This is a genomic window from Pseudomonas sp. PH1b, assembly GCF_000633395.1.
Lineage (GTDB): Bacteria > Pseudomonadota > Gammaproteobacteria > Pseudomonadales > Pseudomonadaceae > Aquipseudomonas.
The window spans coordinates 192544-210688 of sequence record NZ_AYMU01000011.1 but is presented as its reverse complement, the minus strand read 5'-3'; the positions used below and the strand labels follow the sequence as shown (position 1 = coordinate 210688).

The following is an 18145-nucleotide window of genomic DNA, read 5'->3' as shown; positions in this document are numbered from 1 at the left end:
TTTGCCTCTTTATTTTATTTTTATGATGTTTTATTCCAATTTGAACCATTTTTAAGGGTCATATTAGAAATTAATGCGCCGGGTTTGAGCATAGCATTAGAGCAAATCCGGGAGCGTTCACCATGAACAATAAAAACAGTGACCTTGGTTTTTCCACTCGCGCCATCCATCACGGCTATAACCCCCAGGAGCACCAGGGTGCGCTGATCCCACCGATCTACCTGACCTCGACCTTCACTTTCGCTACGGTGCAATACGGTGCCGGCTGCTTCGCCGGCGAAGAGCCCGGCTACTTCTACACCCGCATCGGCAACCCGACCCTGGCCCTGCTGGAAGCGCGCATGGCGGCCCTGGAAAACGGCGAGGCGGCGGTGGCCTTCGGCTCCGGCATGGGGGCGATTGCCGCCACCTTCTGGACCCTGCTGCGTCCCGGCGACGAAGTCATCGTCAGCCGCACCCTGTATGGCTGCACCTTTGCCCTGCTGCACCACGGCCTCGCCGAATTCGGGGTCAAGGTGCGCCACGTCGACCTCGCCGACCTGGGCAACCTGCGAGCAGCCATCGGCCCCGCCACCCGGATGATCTACTGCGAGTCCCCGGCCAACCCCACCATGCAATTGGTGGACATTGCCGCGGTGGCCGAGATCGCCCGCCAGCACCCCAAGATCACGTTCGCAGTGGACAACACCTACTGCACGCCCTACCTGCAGCGCCCGCTGGAATTGGGTGCGGACCTGGTAGTGCATTCTGCCACCAAGTACCTCAGCGGCCACGGCGACATCACCGCCGGCATCGTGGTCACGCGCCAGGCGCTGGCCGAGCGCATCCGCCTGCAAGGCCTGAAGGACCTGACCGGCGCGGTGCTCTCGCCCCAGGACGCCTTCCTGTTGATGCGCGGGATCAAGACCCTGGCCCTGCGCATGGATCGCCATTGCGCCAACGCCCAGGCCATTGCCCAGTTCCTCCAGGATCACCCCGCGGTGGCCTGGGTGGCCTACCCGGGGCTGGCATCCTTTGCCCAGCATGCGCTGGCCAAGCAGCAGATGAAGCTGCCCGGCGGCATGATCGCCTTCGAACTCAAGGACGGCCTGGACAGCGGCCGACGCTTCATGAACGCCCTGGGGCTGTTCAGCCGTGCAGTGAGCCTGGGGGACGCCGAGTCCCTGGCCCAGCACCCGGCGAGCATGACCCATTCCACCTACACCCCGGAGGAACGGGCCGAACACGGGATTGCCGAGGGGCTGGTGCGCCTGTCGGTGGGCCTGGAGGACCTGGCCGACCTGCTGGCCGATATCGCCCAGGCCCTGGACGCCAGCGCCGAACCCGTCGCCACCCGCCCCCTGCTGGAGGCCGTCGGCAAGGCCCGGCCTTGAGCCGCATCAGTACGGCCGCCAGGCAAGCCGTCTACAACCGTCAGTGCCGCTGCCCTGCGCCGGCACTCAGTGCAACACCCGCAACACCCTTAGAACCGTAACCCACAGGAGTGGAACACCCAATGAGTCGTATCAATAACAAAGCCACCCAACTGCTCAGCGCCATGATCCTTGCCGGCCTCGCCTGCCATTCCCTGGCAGCCGACAGCATCCGCATCGGCATTGCCGGGGCCAAGACCGGCCCGGTGGCGCAATACGGTGACATGCAGTTCAGCGGCGCGCGCATGGCCATCGAGCAGATCAACGCCAAGGGTGGCGTCGACGGCAAGCAACTGGTGGCCGTGGAATACGACGATGCCTGCGATCCCAAGCAAGCCGTCGCCGTGGCCAACAAGGTGGTCAACGACGGCGTCAAGTTCGTGGTCGGGCACCTGTGCTCCAGCTCCACCCAGCCGGCATCGGACATCTACGAAGACGAAGGCATCGTGATGATCACCCCGGCCGCCACCAGCCCCGAGCTGACCGCCCGTGGCTACAAGATGGTGTTCCGCACCATCGGCCTGGACAACGCCCAGGGCCCGGCGGCAGCGCGCTACATCGCCAAGCTCAAGCCGACCAACGTCGCAGTGCTGCACGACAAGCAGCAGTACGGCGAAGGCATCGCCAGCTCGGTCAAGGAGATTCTCGGCAAGGAAGGCATCAAGGTGGCGATGTTCGAAGGCATCAATGTCGGCGAACGCGACTACTCGTCGATCCTGGCCAAGCTCAAGCAGGCCAACGTCGACTTCGTCTACTTCGGCGGCTACCACCCGGAGATGGGCCTGCTGCTGCGCCAGGCCAAGGAAAAGGGCCTGACCGCCCGCTTCATGGGGCCTGAAGGCGTGGGCAACGACTCGATCTCGCAGATCGCCAAGGATGCTTCCGAAGGCATGCTGGTGACCCTGCCCAAATCCTTCGACCAGGACCCGGCCAACAAGGCCCTGGTGGAAGCCTTCGAAGCCAAGAAGGAAAACCCCAGCGGCCCGTTCGTGCTGCCGTCCTACTCGGCGGTGGAAGTGATTGCCGGGGGCATCGCCGCGGCCAAGAGCGAAGACCCGGAGAAAGTCGCCGAGGCGATCCACAAGGGCACCTTCAAGACCCCGACTGGCGACCTGAGCTTCGATGAAAAAGGCGACCTGAAGGACTTCCAGTTCGTGGTCTACGAATGGCACTACGGCAAGCCCAAGAGCGTGGCGGGCGAAAACGCCGGGCTCTGAGCCATCCCCCGGGAGCTGCAGCGCCCCGCTGCAACTCCCTGGCCGTGCCTTGCCGGCACGGCCCCCATCGCACTTTTCGAGCCGACGCCGCAGCGCACAACTTCCCACTTCCAGGCAATACCCTATCGCCTTAGTTGGGAATAACTTATGCCCCGGTAACAACCCGGAAGGCGCTCAGGTAACACCCGTTCGGCGGCTCTAGAAACACCCACGAAGGTCATACTTTAGAAGCACTAAAAGCCACTAGGCGGGCAACTCGTTAGTGTGCTTTGTTTTTTCCCAGGGCAACTTAAGAGCGCCAGGAACTACTTCCTTGTCAGTCCGCCTGTGCCAGCCGGGGCCGTTGCAAAAAAAACCCTAAGAACCTGCTCCAGATCCGCCAAGCAACTTTGTATTCACCCCGATACACACGCCCATAGCCTTGGCCAGAGCGGTCGACAGCGCTACCCGGGGTCTGCCGCCGGCAATCCCAAGGGCCCTTCAGCTACGCCAGAAAATCCCGCAGGCAAAGGCCCTGCACCAAATCGGTGCCGACCACCGCGGCCCCTGCAGGGGCGCCACCGGGGCGATTCAGCGGGAAAATCGATCAACAGAAAAATCTGGTCTAGGCTATAGATCTATCCTGTTGAGCAATGAAGAAAAACGCTACCGGGCCTCAAGAAAAAGTTCAGGCACGGCGCTTCACACAGCCTGCCCAAGCGCTTTAGTTAGTCGAGTGTTACCGATAAACATGGACTTTTTGTTACCGCCAAAGAAACGCCAAAGCTGCGCACTAGAGAACCGTCAAGAGGCTTTGGTAGTTGTGAAGCGAATTACAAAAAAAATAGTATTTGCGCACTAAATTAACTTTTGTTTATTGTGCGATCCGCGCCGCTCCCGACCTTGGGAAAACAACTTTCTGGCGCCAACGTTTTTTTTCATGGAGGAAAGAATATGGATCCCTTTGTCGGTGAAATTCGTCTGTTCCCCTGGGGCTGGGCTCCGCAAGGATGGCTGGTTTGCGAGGGCCAGATTCTACCCTTCCAACAATACGTCGCCCTGGCCTCCCTGCTGGGCACCCGCTTTGGCGGTAATGGCAGCACCACCTTCGGCCTGCCCGACCTGCGCGGACGAGTCGCCCTGGGGATGAACCCAGTGGCCTCCACCAACCCGCTCCTCAACGTGCATGCCATGGGCAGCAGCGCCGGCACCGAGACGGTGACGCTGGGCACCGACGCGCTGCCAGCCCATACCCATACCGCCTATGTCGCGGACGCCGCCGGCACCATGGGCCCGGCTGGCGGCATTCCGGCGATCAGCTCGAACTCCACCGGAGCGGTGTTCAAGCCCACCTATGTGACCGCCAATACCACAACCCCACCCACCGACCTCGTTAACCTGAATGGCAGCTCGGTGGTGCCGACTCAGGGCCTGCCCATGGAAAACATGCAGCCTTCGATTGTCGGTTGTTTCTGCATTGCCACCAGCGGCCTCTATCCGCCACGCCCGTAGCCATCCCCTACAGACCCTCAAGCAAGGAAACTGATATGTCTGAAGCATTCCTCGGCGAGATCCGTATGTTCGCAGGTGATTATCCGCCGCGAGGCTGGGCCATCTGTGACGGCAGCTTGCTGCCAGTTCAAAGCTACGAGGCCTTGTTCGTGGTGCTGGGCACCACCTACGGTGGCAACGGTGTCACCACTTTCGGCCTGCCGGACTATCGCGGGCGGGTCCCCGTCGGCCAAGGACAAGGCGTCGGGCTCAGGCTCAGGACCCTGGGGACGACCATGGGCAGCGAAACCGTGACCATGACCACCGCCAACACCCCCGCGCATACCCATGCATTCATGGTCAGCAGGAACCCGGCGACCTCGGCCACCCCCAATCCGCCCGCCGCGCCCAAGAGCCAGACCTTCGGTGCATTCGCCAGCGCCGGCGTGATCAAGGGGCTGTACAGCACCCAGGCGGCCAGCCCGATCAGCCTGAGCCCGCTGTTTCTCTCCGAAGCCCTGGTACCGGCGCAGAAAGCCCCCCTGCCCCACGACAACATGATGGGATCGCTGGCCATCAACTACATCATCTGCCTGTCGGGCATCTTCCCGACACGGCCTTAGTCTTTCCCCATTACTTCATTCTGGACTGAGCGATCATGGATGCATTCACCGGCGAGATCAGGCTGTTCCCCTACAATTACGCACCACAGAACTGGGCCTATTGCGATGGCTCGGTGCTGCTGACGCAACAGTTCCCCACCCTCTACTCGATCATTGGCAACCTCTATGGCGGCAACCCGGGAAAGGACTTCAAGTTGCCCAACCTCAATGGCCGGGTGGCCATGGGCGCCGGGAGCGGCGTGAACCTGACGTACAGGCCGGTAGGCGATGCCAAAGGTGCCGACGCGGTGAAAATGCTGCCGGCCAACTTCGCCGGACACACCCACGCCATGCAGGCCAGGGACGGCACCGACAACACCGCGGCGGTGGACCAGCCCACCACTGCAACCTACCTGGCGCAGCCGCGCAACGTGCACCTGTACAGCGCCATTGCTCCGACTGCCAGCAACCCGTCGCTGGCCCCCGACACCCTGGTTTCGGCAGGTACCCCCAGCGCAGCGGGCGGCACGCTACGCAACACCATGCAGCCGTTCCTGACCCTGGCCTACTGCATCTGCCTCGATGGCGAGTACCCGTTGAAAAATTGATGACGCACGCCTCCAGCGGTCTTTTATCCCTGCTGCCACTGGGCGGCGAACCCGGTCTGCGCATGCAGACCGGCAACGACCAGGCCCTGCTCGGCGACCTTTACCTGTCGCGGCGCTGGGCCGAAGTCAGTGCCGTGCCCGGCTGGAGCGACGCGCAGCGCCGGGCGTTCCTGCTGTCCCAGGAACAGTTGCAGCGCAGCCATTACCACCAGCATTACCCCGAGGCGGCCTTTCTCATCGTCGACTGCGCCGGGACCGCCATTGGCCGCCTGTGCGTGGACCAGGACGCGTGCGCCATGCGCATCGTCGACATCGCCCTGCTGCCGCACTGGCAAGGCCGGGGAATCGGCAGCCGCTTGCTGCACGCGGTCCTGCAGCTGGCCGATCGTCAGGGCCTGGCCTGCCACCTGAGCGTCGAACACAGCAGCCCGGCCCGTCGCCTGTATGAGCGCCTGGGCTTTCAGGTCTGTGGCGAGGCCGGCCCCTATACCCCGATGCAACGGCCGGTGGGCCGGCCGCAGCCGCCCAAGGAAGCCCTGGACGCATGAAACCCAAGCACCTGGGCGGCACGCCAGCGGACCCCTGACGCTGCGCCACCTCTCAGCCCGAGATGACATTCAAGCGCAGGCGCCACGGGCGTCGGCCTTTTGGTTCCATCGGTGCGCAGCCCTGCAACGGAGCAGGACACGCCCGCAACAATAGCCGTATGGCAGGAAGCCCCAATGAGAACACCCCTCACCACCTCCGGTAGCAGGCTGGCAAAAAGACTGGTCGCGCTGTTCCTGCTGTTCTGTGCGATGACCATGGCCAGCCAGGCGATGGCAGCACGCCCAGTCATTGTCTCTCCGGCCACGGGCACCACCCTGGCACCGGTGGCGGTGAACCAATCCATGAGCGTCACCATCACCGCCACCGGCGGCGCGACTCCGCTGGACGGCTGGTACGAATGCGACATCGACGACCCAAGCTATGACGGCACGCAGATCTGCCTGCCGCCGGGGCTGACCCTCAACCCTTCGCCCAACAGCCACACCACGACCCTGTCCGGCTCACCGACCACGGCCGGCAGCTACACCTTCGCCATTTCCCTGAATGACGGCCTGAACCAGGCCGGTGTCGCCACCTACACCCTGGTGGTCGGTGCCAGCGGCCCGCCGACCCTGACCTCGGTGGCGCCCAACAACGGCAGCACCGCCGGCGCCACCTCGGTGGTACTGAGCGGGACCAACCTGACCGGCGCCACTGCCGTCACTTTCGGTGGGGTGGCGGCCACCAGCTACAGCGTCACCAACGCCACCAGCATCACCGCCACCACCCCGGCCCATGCCGCTGGCGCGGTAAACGTGTCGGTCACTACCCCGGGCGGCACCGCCACCCTGACCAATGGCTATACCTATAGCGTGCCGGCTCCGACGGTTGGCCCGGTAAGCACCACGGTAGCGGCGAACAGCAGCAACAACTCCATTACCCTGAGCCTGAGCGGTGGCGCGGCCACCAGCGTGGCCGTATCCACCGCCGCGGCGCACGGCACTGCTACGGCCAGCGGCACCACCATCACCTACACGCCAACCCCCGGCTACTCCGGCAGCGACACCTTCGCCTATACCGCCACCAACGCCAGCGGCACCTCCAGCCCGGCCACCGTGACCATTACCGTCAGCCCGCCCGTCCTGTCCGTGACCCCGAGTACCCTGAGCAACGGCACCCAGGGCACGGCCTATAGCCAGAACCTCAGTGCCTCGGGTGGCACCGCACCCTACAGCTACGCCATCACCGCCGGCGCCCTGCCGGCCGGCATGACCCTGAACACCGGCAGCGGCCTGATCAGCGGCACGCCCAGTGCCAGTGGCACGGCCAACCTGACCATCACCGCCACCGACGCCAACGGCGCCACCGGCTCGCGCGCCTACAGCCTGCTGATCAACGGCCTGCCCCCGATTGCCGGTGCCGTCAGCGCCACGGTGGTCGCCAACAGCAGCGCCAACCCGATCACCCTGAATCTCAGCGGCGGCGCCGCCAGCAGCGTGGCCGTGGCCAGTGCGGCCGGCAACGGTACCGCCACCGCCAGCGGCACCACCATCACTTACACCCCGAGCGTCGGCTACTCCGGTTCCGACAGCTTCACCTACACCGCGACCAACGCCAGTGGCACCTCCAGCCCGGGCACCGTGAGCATCACCGTCACTGCGCCCACCATCAGCATCACCCCGACGACCCTGAGCAACGGCACCCAGGGCACGCCGTACAGCGCCACCATCAGCGCCTCTGGCGGTACCGCGCCCTATACCTATGCAGTCAGCAGCGGCACCCTGCCCAGCGGCTTGTCCATCAGTCCGGCGGGGGTCATCAGTGGCACCCCGACCGCGTCAGGGCCATTCAACTTCACCCTGCGTGCCACCGACGCCAGCAGCTTCACGGGCTTTCGCGCCTACAGCATCAACATCAGCGGTGTACCGCCGGTGGCCAGCGCCGTCAGCGCCACGGTAGCCGCCAACAGCAGCGCCAACCCGATCACCCTGAACCTCAGCGGCGGCGCCGCCAGCAGCGTGGCCGTGGCCAGCGCGGCCAGCCATGGCAGCGCCACCGCCAGCGGCACCAGCATCAGCTACACCCCCACCGCGGGCTACTCCGGGGTGGACAGCTTCACCTACACCGCGACCAATGCCAGCGGCACATCGAGCCCGGCCACGGTGAGCATCACCGTCAGCGCCCCAAGCATCAGCCTGAGCCCCGGGTCCCTGAGCAACGGCACCCTCGGCGTTGCCTACAGCGTCAGCCTCAGCGCCTCGGGCGGCAACGCGCCCTACAGTTTTGCCATCACCTCCGGGGCCCTGCCGGGCGGCCTGAGCCTGAACACCAGTAGCGGGGTCATCAGCGGCACGCCGAGCGGCAGTGGCACGGCCAACCTGACCGTCACCGCCACCGATGCCAACAGCGCCACCGGATCCCAGGCCTATACCCTGGTGATCGTCGTCCAGGCACCTGTGGCCGGCGCCGTCAGCGCCACGGTGGCGGCCAACAGCAGCGCCAATCCGATCACCCTCAACCTCAGCGGCGGCGGCGCCAGCAGCGTGGCCGTGGCCAGCGCGGCCAGCCATGGCAGCGCCACCGCCAGCGGCACCAGCATCAGCTACACCCCGACCGCCGGTTTCTCCGGCTCCGACAGTTTCACCTACACCGCCACCAACGCCAGCGGCACCTCGGCCCCGGCCACCGTGACCCTGACGGTGAGCCCGCCGACCTTGAACATGACCCCGGCGACCCTGGGCAACGGCACCGTGGGCAGCCCGTTCAATGCCACCTTCAGCGCCAGCGGTGGCACCGCGCCCTACACCTACAGCCTGCTCAGCGGCACCCTGCCCAACGGCGTGACCCTGAACAGCAGCGGAGGGCTCAGCGGTACGCCGAGCAGCGTCGGCAGCTACAACTTCACGGTGCGGGTCACCGACACCTACGGCGCCATCGGCAGCACCGCCTACAGCACTGCCATCGGCATCAATGCGCCGATCGCCAGCGCGGTCAACGCACGGTCAGCGCCAACAGCAACGCCAACGCCATCAGCCTCAACCTCAGCGGCGGCAGCGCCAGCAGCGTCGCGGTGGCCAGTGCCGCCAGCCACGGTACCGCCAGCGCCAGTGGCACCAGCATCACTTACACCCCGAGCGCCGGCTTCTCCGGTTCCGACAGCTTCACCTACACCGCCAGCAACGCCGGCGGCACCTCGAGCCCGGCCACCGTGACCCTGACCGTGAGCCCGCCAACCCTGGTGATGACTGCCACAGCCCTGGGCAACGGCACCGTGGGCAGCGCCTTCAATGCCAGCCTGAGCACCAGCGGCGGCACTGCGCCCTATAGCTACAGCCTGCTCAGCGGCTCGCTGCCCAGCGGCGTGACCCTGAGCAGCAGCGGGGTGTTCAGCGGCACCCCGAGCAGCGCCGGCACCTACAGCTTCACGGTACGGGTCACCGACGCCAACGGCGCCACCGGCAGCACCGCCTACAGCACCAGCATCGGCATCAATGCGCCGATCGCCAGCGCGGTCAACGCCACGGTCAGCGCCAACAGCAGCGCCAACGCCATCACCCTCAACCTCAGCGGCGGCAGCGCCAGCAGCGTCGCGGTGGCCACTGCTGCCAGCCACGGTACCGCCAGCGCCAGTGGCACCAGCATCCGCTATACCCCGACCGCGGGTTACTCCGGGACGGACAGCTTCACCTACACCGCCAGCAACGCCGGCGGCACCTCGAGCCCGGCCACCGTGACCCTGACCGTGACCGCGCCAACCCTGGTGGTGGCCCCCGGCACCCTGGGCGCCGGCACCGCGGGCAGCCCCTACAGCGCCACCCTCAGCGCCACCGGTGGCACGGCGCCTTACAGCTTCAGCGTCAGCGCTGGCAGCCTGCCGGCCAACCTGAGTCTCGACCCGGCCAGCGGACTGATCAGCGGCACCCCCAGCAGCAGTGGCACCAGCAACCTGACCATCACCGCCACCGACGCCAATGGCGCCACCGGCACCCACGCCTATTCGATCACCATCGCGGTGGTGCCGATCACCGTGCCGTCCTCCAGCCAGGTGCTCAGCTCCGGGCAGTCGGTCACCGTCGACCTGACCCAGGGCGCCACTGGCGGGCCGTTCACTCAGGCCGACCTGGGCAGCGTGACTCCGGCCTCGGCCGGGCGGGCGATGATGATGGGCCCGTTCTCGATGCGCTTCGTGCCCTCGGCCGCCTTCGCCGGCACCGCGGTGGTCCGCTTCAGCCTGCGCAACGGCAGTGGCTCCAGTGCCGCCGGGACCATGAGCTTTGTCGTTCAGGCTCGCCCCGACCCGAGCAAGGACGCCGAAGTGATCGGCCTGCTCAACGCCCAGAGCCGCGCGGCGGAACGCTTTGCCAGCACCCAGATGGACAACTTCAACCGTCGCATGGAGCAGTTGCACCAGATGAAGTGCGACCGTAATTCGTTCAATGCCAGCCTGAGGAAGGACGGCCGCGACGTGCCTCTGGGAGAAATTGCCAAGGCGGTGCAGAACCAGCTGGGGGATTCGGCGCACCAGACCGAGCAGGAACAACGCGCAGCCGCAGCCGCCGAGCAGGACTCGTGCAAGCAGGATGCCCTGGCCTTCTGGAGCGACGGTTTCGTCAACGTCGGCTCGACCCACGCCCGCGGCGCCCGGAACAACAGCTTCACCACCCTGGGCCTGAGCGCCGGTGTCGACTATCGCCTGTCGCCATCGGCGGTGGCCGGTGTCGGGATCGGCTACGGCAATGACCGCAGCGAGATCGGCAGCAACAAGACCCGCAGCGATGCCGATGCCATTGGCATCGCCACCTACCTGAGCCTGAACCTGGCGCCTCAGGTATTTGTCGATGGCCTGTTGGGCTATAACCGCATCAGCTTCGACTCGCGCCGCTACATCACCGGCAGCAATGACGACTATGCCCGCGGTTCCCGGGATGCCGACCAACTGTTCGCCTCCTTGACCGCCAGCTACGAGTATCGCCAGGGTCCGTTGTCGCTGACGCCCTATAGCCGCCTGAATGCCAGCAGCACGCGCCTGGATGCCTTCCGTGAAAACGGCGGCGGTATCTATGGGCTGTCCTATGACGAGCAGCGCCAGCAAAACTTCACCTCGTACCTGGGCCTGCGCTCGGGCTACGACTTCATGACCCGGGTCGGCGTGGTGACGCCCAAGGTCGGCCTGGCCTGGGGTCATAACTTCAGCACCACCAGCGACTACAAGATGCGCTACACCGACCAGGGCGACGAAGGCCTGCTGTACCGGCTCAAGCCCGACTCCCAGGACAGCGATTTCGCCGACCTCGACCTGGGCCTGGACTTCAACCTCGGACGCGCCTGGCAGTTGGGTGTCTCCTACAAGACGGCCCTGGGCTCCGATGAACGCAGCGATATGTTCCGCATCGGCCTGAACGGCAAGTTCTAGTTCCTGGCCACAGGCTAACCGCCCGCGCCCTGGGCGTTGCAGCAGGAAAGACTTCCCTGCCAGCGCCAAGGCAAAAAAAACACCCCGCAAGGCGCCAAGCTTCGCGGGGTGTTTTTTTTCAGCCAGGGGGCAATGCCCTAGGCCGCAGGCAAGGTGCCCGCCGCTAGCTCCTGCGCGGTGCGTTCCACCGCACGCCGAGTCTTGTCCACCAGCTCATCGATATCGCCACGGCTGGCCACCAGGGCCGGGGCCATGATCATCCGCCCGAAGGTCGAGCGAATGATCACCCCCTCCTCAAAGCCCAGGGTGCGGCAGCGCCAGGCGATGTCGTTCTCGTTGGCGAAGCGCTTGCGGCTGGCCTTGTCTTCGGCGAACTGCAAGGCGGCCACCAGCCCGGTGCCCTGGATCTCGCCGATCAGCGGGTGGTTGCCGAACACTTCCCGCAGGCACTGCTGCAGGTAGGGGCCGGTATCGTTCTTGACCTGGCTCACCACCCCTTCATCGCGCAGGGCCTTGAGGTTGGCAATGGCCACCGCCGCCGCCACCGGGTGCCCGGAATAGGTCAGGCCGTGGGCGAACACCCCGCCCTGCTCCACCAGCACCTGGGCGATGCGCTTGCTCAGCACCAGCCCGCCCATGGGGATGTAGCCGGAGGTCAGGCCCTTGGCGATGGACAGGGTGTCGGGCTCGAAACCGAAATGCTGGTGGGCGAACCATTCGCCGGTGCGGCCGAAACCACCGATCACTTCATCGGCGCACAGCAGCACGTCGTACTGGCGGCAGATGCGCTGGATCTCCGGCCAGTAGCTGTCTGGCGGGAAGATCATGCCGCCCGCGCCCTGGAACGGCTCGGCGATGAAACCGGCAACGTTCTCGGCCCCCAGTTCGAGGATTTTCTGCTCCAGCTGGCGAGCGCAACGCAGGCCGAACTCCTCGGGCGTGAAGTCGCCTTCGTGGGCGAACCAGTAGGGTTCGTCGATGTGCGCCACGTCCGGGATCAGCCCGCCCATGTCGTGCATGAACTTCATTCCGCCCAGGGCCGTGGCCGCCAGGGTCGAGCCGTGGTAGCCGTTCCAGCGGCCGATCATCACCTTCTTCTGCGGCTGGCCGAGGATCTGCCAGTAGCGGCGCACGCTGCGGATCAGCACCTCGTTGGCCTCGGACCCGGAGTTGGTGTAGATGGCGTGACTGTAGTGCCCGGGCAGCAGGCTGAACAACAACTCGGAGAGCTCCACCACCGCCGGGTGGGTGGTGTGGAAGAACATGTTGTAGTACGGCAGTTGCTCCAGCTGGGCGCTGGCGGCAGCGGCCAGGTCCTTGCGGCCGTAGCCCAGGTTGGTGCACCACAGGCCGGACATGCCGTCCAGGTAGCGCTGGCCGTCGTTGTCCCACAGGTGCAGGCCCTCACCGCGGACGATCACCCGCGGGCCCTCGGCGTTCAGCGCCTTCTGGTCGAGAAAGGCATGGATATGGTGCGCGGCGTCGGCGGCCTGGTAATCCTGGGTGCTGCGGGGCGCGGCCGGCTGCGGCTGTTGAGTGGCGGTGCTCATGGTCATTCTCCTGCACGGTAGGCGGGTTCAAGGGAAGGTTGGGTCGCGGTGGTCGGTTCGCCGGGCAGCAGCGGTTCGGGAACGAACAGCGGCTTGCGCATCACCAGCTTGATCCAGACCACGGCGATCAGCGAAATCACCCCCAGCACCACGCCGGCACTGCCGAAGATCCGCGCGGTCATCTCGGGGGATGGGGAAACGTGATAGATCGCAAACAGCATGCCGACGATCCCCAGCACCTGGGGCCAGGGGTAGAACGGCGAGCGGAACGGCCGTGGCGCATCGGGGTAGCGCCGGCGCAGGGCGATCACGTCGATGTGCACGACGATATAGGCCAGCAGCCACGCCAGGGCGGCGGCCAACAGCAGCAGGCTGATGGAGTCCGGGTCCTGGCCCAGCAGCAGGATCGGCAGGCCGGTCAGCGCGGCGACGAACAGCACCGCCACCCAGGGCGTGCGGCCCCGGGGGCTGAGGCGCTTGAACTGGGGAAAGGCCTGGCCGTTCTGGGCCATGCCGTAGAGCATCCGCGGCAGCGCCGCCAGGGACGAGTTGACCGTGCTGCAGGTGGCGGTGATCACCGCCCCCACCAGGAACAGCTTGCCGGCCTCACCGAACACCGTGGTGGCGAACAGGAAATGCGGCAGCGGATCGCTGGCCAGCTGCGCCCGCGGGACACAGAGCAAGGCACCCAGGCAATAGAGGGTAATCACCAGGAAGATCACGCTCAGGCCGATGATCATCGAACGCGGGATATTGCGCTCCGGGTTGCGGGTTTCCTCCACCAGCGGGCAGACGAACTCGGCACCGACAAACCCCCAGATGGCCATGGCCGCCAGGGCCAGGGCGCCGACTTGCAGGGGGTTCCAGCCCTGGTCCAGGGGCAGTTGCAGGTCGGCCTGGGCACTGCTCACGGCGCCCAGGCCGAGGGTCAGCAGGATCACCACCATCACCACCGCCAGCACCGTCTGCAGCTTGGCGAACACATCGATGCCCAACAGGTTGAGCAAGGTGAACACGCCGAGCACTCCGTAGGCCACCAGCATCGGCGGCAGCGCGCCGGGGTAGACCTTGCCGATGATCAAATCCAGAAGCAGCAGTTCGGCGGACAGGGCAAACATCGCCACCACCATGTAGCCGGAGAAGGTCGCGAGGATCGCCGGGAAATGCCCGATGGCCACCTCGGTGTAGCTGCTCAGGCTGCCGGCCCGGGGCACCATCAGCGCCAGTTCGGAAAACGACAGGGCATAGGTCAGGGCCAGCAGGTAGGCCAGCAGCAGCGGGATGAAGAAGCCCAGCCCGGCCATCCCCGCCCCTTGCAGCATCAGCACCATCACCCCCTGGGACACCACCAGGCCGACGGCCACCGAGACCAGCGAGCCGAGGCCCAGCACCCGGCGCAACCCGCCATTGCGCACGGGGCTCGCCACCCCGTTGGAGACACTTGCAGTCATGGCACACACTCCATTTTTTATTGTTGTGGGCCTGCCGGTGATCCGGCAGGTGCGGCGCCACCGTGCCGCGGCTTGAACCGCGGCGGGCGGCGCCATGGGTGACCCGTACCGCGGGTCGCAAGGCATCGAGTCCGCGTCAGCGCAGCTGGAACCAGGTGGTCTTCAGCTGGGTGTATTTGTCGAAGGCATGCAGCGACAGGTCGCGGCCGAATCCCGACTGCCGGCCACCGCCAAAAGGCACGGTGACGTCCAGGGCATCCACGGTGTTCACCGACACGGTGCCGGCCCGCAGTTGGCGGGCAACGCGGTGGGCGCGGTTGAGGTCGTCGCTCCACAGCGAGGCGGCCAGGCCATAGACACTGTCGTTGGCCAGGCCGATAGCCTGCTGCTCATCGTCGAAGGGGGTGACCGCCAGTACCGGGCCGAACACCTCTTCGCGGGCGATGGCCATCTGGCTGTGGACCCCGGTGAGGATGGTCGGCTCGATGAAGTTGTCGCTGCCGTCCAGGTGCCGCTGGCGACCGCCACAGGCCAGTTGCGCGCCCTGCTCCCGGGCGCCTTGGATATGGCCCATGACGCTGGCGGTCTGGCGGGCGTCGACCATGGCCCCGGCGCGGCTGGCCGGATCCAGGGGGTTGCCCGGCATCCAGTCCCGGGCCTTGAGCAGCAGGCGCTCGACGAACTCGTCATGAATGCTGCGCTCGACCAACAGGCGCGAGTTGGCCGAGCACACCTCGCCCTGGTTGAAGAAGATGCCGAAGGCGGCCTTCTCGGCGGCCAGGTCCAGGTCCTGGCAATCGGCGAACACCAGGTTCGGGCTCTTGCCGCCGCACTCCAGCCAGACCTGCTTGAGGTTGGACTGCGCCGAGTACTGCATGAAGTACTTGCCCACCTCGGTGGAGCCGGTGAACACCAGGCAGTCCACGTCCGGGTGCAGGCCCAGGGCGCGGCCGGCCTCGGCGCCCAGGCCCGGCACCACGTTGAGCACGCCTTCCGGCACCCCGGCCTCCAGGGCCAGCTCGGCCAGGCGCAGTGCGGAGAACGGCGACTGTTCGGCGGGCTTGAGCACCACCGAGTTGCCCACCGCCAGGGCCGGCGCCAGTTTCCAGGCGGCCATGTCCAGGGGGAAGTTCCAGGGCACCACGGCGCCGATCACCCCCAGCGCCTCGCGGCGGATACTGGCGTGGCTGTCAATGCCCGAGGGGGCCACCTGGTCGTAGAGCTTGTCGATGCTTTCGGCATACCAGGCAAAGACATTGGCGGCCCCGGGCACGTCGAGGTTCCAGGCATCCATCACCGGCTTGCCCATGTTCAGGGATTCGAGCAGGGCCAGCTCTTCGCGATGGGCAAGCATCAGCTCGGCCAGGCGCAGCAGCACCCTCTTGCGCTCCACCGGCGCCATGCGCGCCCAGGGCCCCTGTTCGAACGCCTGGCGGGCGGCGGCGACGGCGAGGTCGACCTCGACCTCGCCGCAGGCACTGACCCGCGCCAGCAGCTGGTTGTTCGCCGGGTTGATGGCGTCGAAGGTGGCGCCGCTTTGCGCCGATAGGTGACGGCCGCCAATCAGCGCCTGGTCAGTGAATGTCTGTTGGGCAGCTCGTTGCTGCCAATAACCGAGATCGAACACGCTGCATACCCTCGTCGACCGTTGCAACGGCCTGGTTGTTATCGGAGTCGGGAACGATGGTGCGTCACTGCGCGCCAGAGGAAAAATACTAAAAATATGCTCGAACCCAATGAAAAAGCTCTGCAGTCAGGCGGCCTGGCGCCCCACCCCAACGCCCACTTGAGCGAAGCGTTTGCCCCCGTGGCGACGGCGCCTGCTGCCACCGCCGTCCGTTCCATAGAAGGTGGTGTCAAGGCCCGTTGCCTTGGCAGATTTTGCGATGGCTATGCCCTCGCGCCGAAGCACGCTGGCTCGCCACAACAGGCTGTTTCACCGCAACCCGCCTCACCGCCCAAGCCCTGGGTGCGCCAGGTTGAATGAACAGCATCAGGCTCAGGCAGGCCCCTCCAGCCAATCGGCCAGGCGCATCAGCATGGCGTCGCAGCCGTGCAACTGCTCGATGCTGATGAATTCGTCGGGCTTGTGCCCCTGCTCCATGCTGCCCGGGCCACAGACCACGGTGGCAATGCCGGCTTCATGGAACAGCCCGCCTTCGGTGCCAAAGGCCACGGTGCCGAACTCCCGCGAGCCGCTGAGCAGCGCCAGCAGCTCGGCCGCGTCACTGTCAGGTGCAGTGGCCAGCCCCGGGTAGGCGCTCAACGGCTGCAGGCCGATACCGGTATCGGCCTGGACCGCCTGCATCCCGGGCAGCAACTCGCCCTCGGCGTAGCGCTGCAGTTCATCCACCACGGCCTGGGCGTCATCTCCGGGCAAGGTGCGCACCTCGAAATCGAATTCGCAGTCTTGCGGCACGATGTTCAACGCCCGGCCGCCTTTGATCAGGCCGGTCTGTACCGTGGAAAACGGCGGATCGAAACGCCGGTCGTGGTGCTCCGGGCGGGCCAGGCGGGTGCCAATGTCGCCGAGTTTGCCGATCAGCCGCGCCGCATATTCGATGGCGTTGACGCCATAGGGCGCATAGGCGGAATGACAGGCTGCGCCGCGCACCTGGCAACGCATGGCCAGCTTGCCCTTGTGGCCGAGCACCGGGCGCAGCTCGGTGGGTTCGCCGATCAGGCACAGCAGCGGCTTGTGCGGCCGCTGCTGCAGTTGCTCAAGCATCGGCCGCACCCCCAGGCAACCCACCTCCTCGTCATAGGAGAACGCCAGGTGCACCGGCAGCCGCAAGGTGCGCCGGGTCAGGTTCGGCACCGCCGCCAGCACCGAGGCGATGAAGCCTTTCATGTCGGCGCTGCCACGCCCGTACAGGCGCCCTTCGCGCTCGGTCAGGACAAAGGGCTCCAGGGTCCAGGCCTGGCCGTCCACCGGCACCACGTCGGTGTGCCCGGACAGCACCACGCCGCCACGATCCGTGGGCCCGATGGTGGCGAACAGGTTGGCCTTGGTCCGTTGCGGGTTGTAGATCAACTCGCTGTCGACTCCGTACCCGGCAAGGTAGTCACGGACAAAGCCGATCAACTCCAGGTTGGAGTCGCGGCTGACCGTGGCAAACCCCACCAGCCGCGCCAGCAACGCGCGGCTCGAAGGCTCATTCATTGCCGGGCACTCCGTAGCTCGGGGCCGCCGTGGGATCCAGGGCCCGGGTCAGGTAGTCCTGCATCTGTGGCCGGTAGGCCTGCCAGAGACGCTCCAGTTGGCCGATCGGATCCTCATCGGCCCAGTCCACCCGCAGGTCGACGATGGGCCAGGTCAGGTCGTCCACCACCGACAGCGCCGCCGAGTGCACCGGCCCCGCTTCACCGCCGGCGGCCATCGCTGCGTGCAGGGCGGCCAGCAAGCGCTCGACCAGCATCCCCGGCGTCTGCTCGAAAGCCTGGACCATGGCCTCGATGACCTCGGGAGCGGCCAGCAGATTGCCGGCGGCGACGCACTGCTCGCCGGCCAGCGCATGGTGCTGGCCCAGGGCTTCCTGGCCACTGAACAGCGCCGTGCGCCCCTGGCCGTCGATCACCGTGACCTGGCGATACTGGCTCCAGCCATTGCTGCCCAGCGCCTTGTCCAGGGCTGCGCCGGGCTCGAGCCTGTGGCTTTCCAGCAGGTCGAGGATCTGCGGGCCGAGGGCCGGCAGGGTCACGTTCTGGGTGGCCACCGCACCGACCCCGGCCCGCAGCCAGGGGCAGCGGGCGCCGACGGCGATGCTCGAGGAACTGATGGCCACACCCAGCTGGCCGGTTTCGGCGCAGCGGCCAACGATGGAAAAAGTCATGAACTCTCCTTGGCCCCAAGGGCCGCCTGGACGCCCAACCCGGCGTCGTTGAATCGAAGGT

At 66.2% G+C, this 18145-nt stretch carries 12 protein-coding genes and 1 pseudogene; 8 read left to right on the top strand and 5 right to left on the bottom strand.

Going from position 1 to position 18145, the window contains the following annotated elements; genetic code table 11:
* Nucleotides 1-122: 122 nt before the first annotated feature.
* The 8 genes and pseudogenes from U873_RS0119645 to U873_RS37270 all read left to right on the top strand — a co-directional run bounded on the left by U873_RS0119645 (nucleotide 123) and on the right by U873_RS37270 (nucleotide 11250).
* Entirely contained in the window at nucleotides 123-1373 is a 1251-nt protein-coding gene (locus U873_RS0119645; protein ID WP_029978520.1) for a methionine gamma-lyase, read from the top strand.
* A 122-nt stretch (nucleotides 1374-1495) separates the two neighbouring features.
* Nucleotides 1496-2629: a branched-chain amino acid ABC transporter substrate-binding protein gene (locus U873_RS0119640; RefSeq protein WP_025129865.1), complete on the top strand. Its 1134-nt coding sequence runs from the start codon at nucleotides 1496-1498 to the stop codon at nucleotides 2627-2629.
* Between the two features lie 933 nt (nucleotides 2630-3562).
* Complete coding sequence (locus tag U873_RS0119635; protein ID WP_025129864.1) at nucleotides 3563-4120, top strand: phage tail protein; 558 nt, start codon at nucleotides 3563-3565, stop codon at nucleotides 4118-4120.
* 35 nt (nucleotides 4121-4155) lie between these two features.
* Nucleotides 4156-4722: a phage tail protein gene (locus U873_RS0119630; RefSeq protein WP_025129863.1), complete on the top strand. Its 567-nt coding sequence runs from the start codon at nucleotides 4156-4158 to the stop codon at nucleotides 4720-4722.
* A gap of 35 nt (nucleotides 4723-4757) precedes the next feature.
* The gene (locus U873_RS0119625; RefSeq protein WP_025129862.1) at nucleotides 4758-5309 is read left to right on the top strand and encodes a phage tail protein; all 552 of its coding nucleotides are present in this window, start codon (nucleotides 4758-4760) and stop codon (nucleotides 5307-5309) included.
* Nucleotides 5309-5857, top strand: coding sequence for an N-acetyltransferase (locus tag U873_RS0119620; RefSeq protein ID WP_025129861.1), 549 nt, complete (start codon nucleotides 5309-5311; stop codon nucleotides 5855-5857). The genes U873_RS0119625 and U873_RS0119620 overlap by 1 nt, the downstream gene beginning before the upstream one ends.
* A 174-nt stretch (nucleotides 5858-6031) precedes the next feature.
* Nucleotides 6032-8734, top strand: a pseudogene (locus U873_RS36965) (beta strand repeat-containing protein); the annotation flags it as partial.
* Between the two features lie 173 nt (nucleotides 8735-8907).
* On the top strand, nucleotides 8908-11250 hold the full coding sequence (locus tag U873_RS37270; protein ID WP_256244599.1) for an autotransporter domain-containing protein: 2343 nt from the start codon (nucleotides 8908-8910) through the stop codon (nucleotides 11248-11250).
* Nucleotides 11251-11387: 137 nt separating this feature from the next.
* On the opposite strand, the gene U873_RS0119605 is transcribed toward U873_RS37270, so the two are convergent.
* The 5 genes from U873_RS0119605 to U873_RS0119585 form a co-directional block, all read right to left on the bottom strand.
* Nucleotides 11388-12800, bottom strand: a complete 1413-nt coding sequence (locus U873_RS0119605; protein ID WP_025129860.1) for an aspartate aminotransferase family protein — start codon at nucleotides 12798-12800, stop codon at nucleotides 11388-11390.
* 2 nt (nucleotides 12801-12802) lie between these two features.
* On the bottom strand, nucleotides 12803-14251 hold the full coding sequence (locus tag U873_RS0119600; protein ID WP_025129859.1) for an APC family permease: 1449 nt from the start codon (nucleotides 14249-14251) through the stop codon (nucleotides 12803-12805).
* A gap of 136 nt (nucleotides 14252-14387) precedes the next feature.
* Entirely contained in the window at nucleotides 14388-15878 is a 1491-nt protein-coding gene (locus U873_RS0119595; RefSeq protein WP_025129858.1) for an aldehyde dehydrogenase, read from the bottom strand.
* Between the two features lie 372 nt (nucleotides 15879-16250).
* On the bottom strand, nucleotides 16251-17414 hold the full coding sequence (gene argE / locus U873_RS0119590; protein ID WP_025129857.1) for an acetylornithine deacetylase: 1164 nt from the start codon (nucleotides 17412-17414) through the stop codon (nucleotides 16251-16253).
* Nucleotides 17407-18084 (bottom strand): DUF1028 domain-containing protein, encoded by a 678-nt coding sequence (locus U873_RS0119585; protein WP_025129856.1) that lies wholly within the window; start codon nucleotides 18082-18084, stop codon nucleotides 17407-17409. Before U873_RS0119585 ends, argE begins: the two co-directional genes overlap by 8 nt.
* Between the last annotated feature and the right edge of the window lie 61 nt (nucleotides 18085-18145).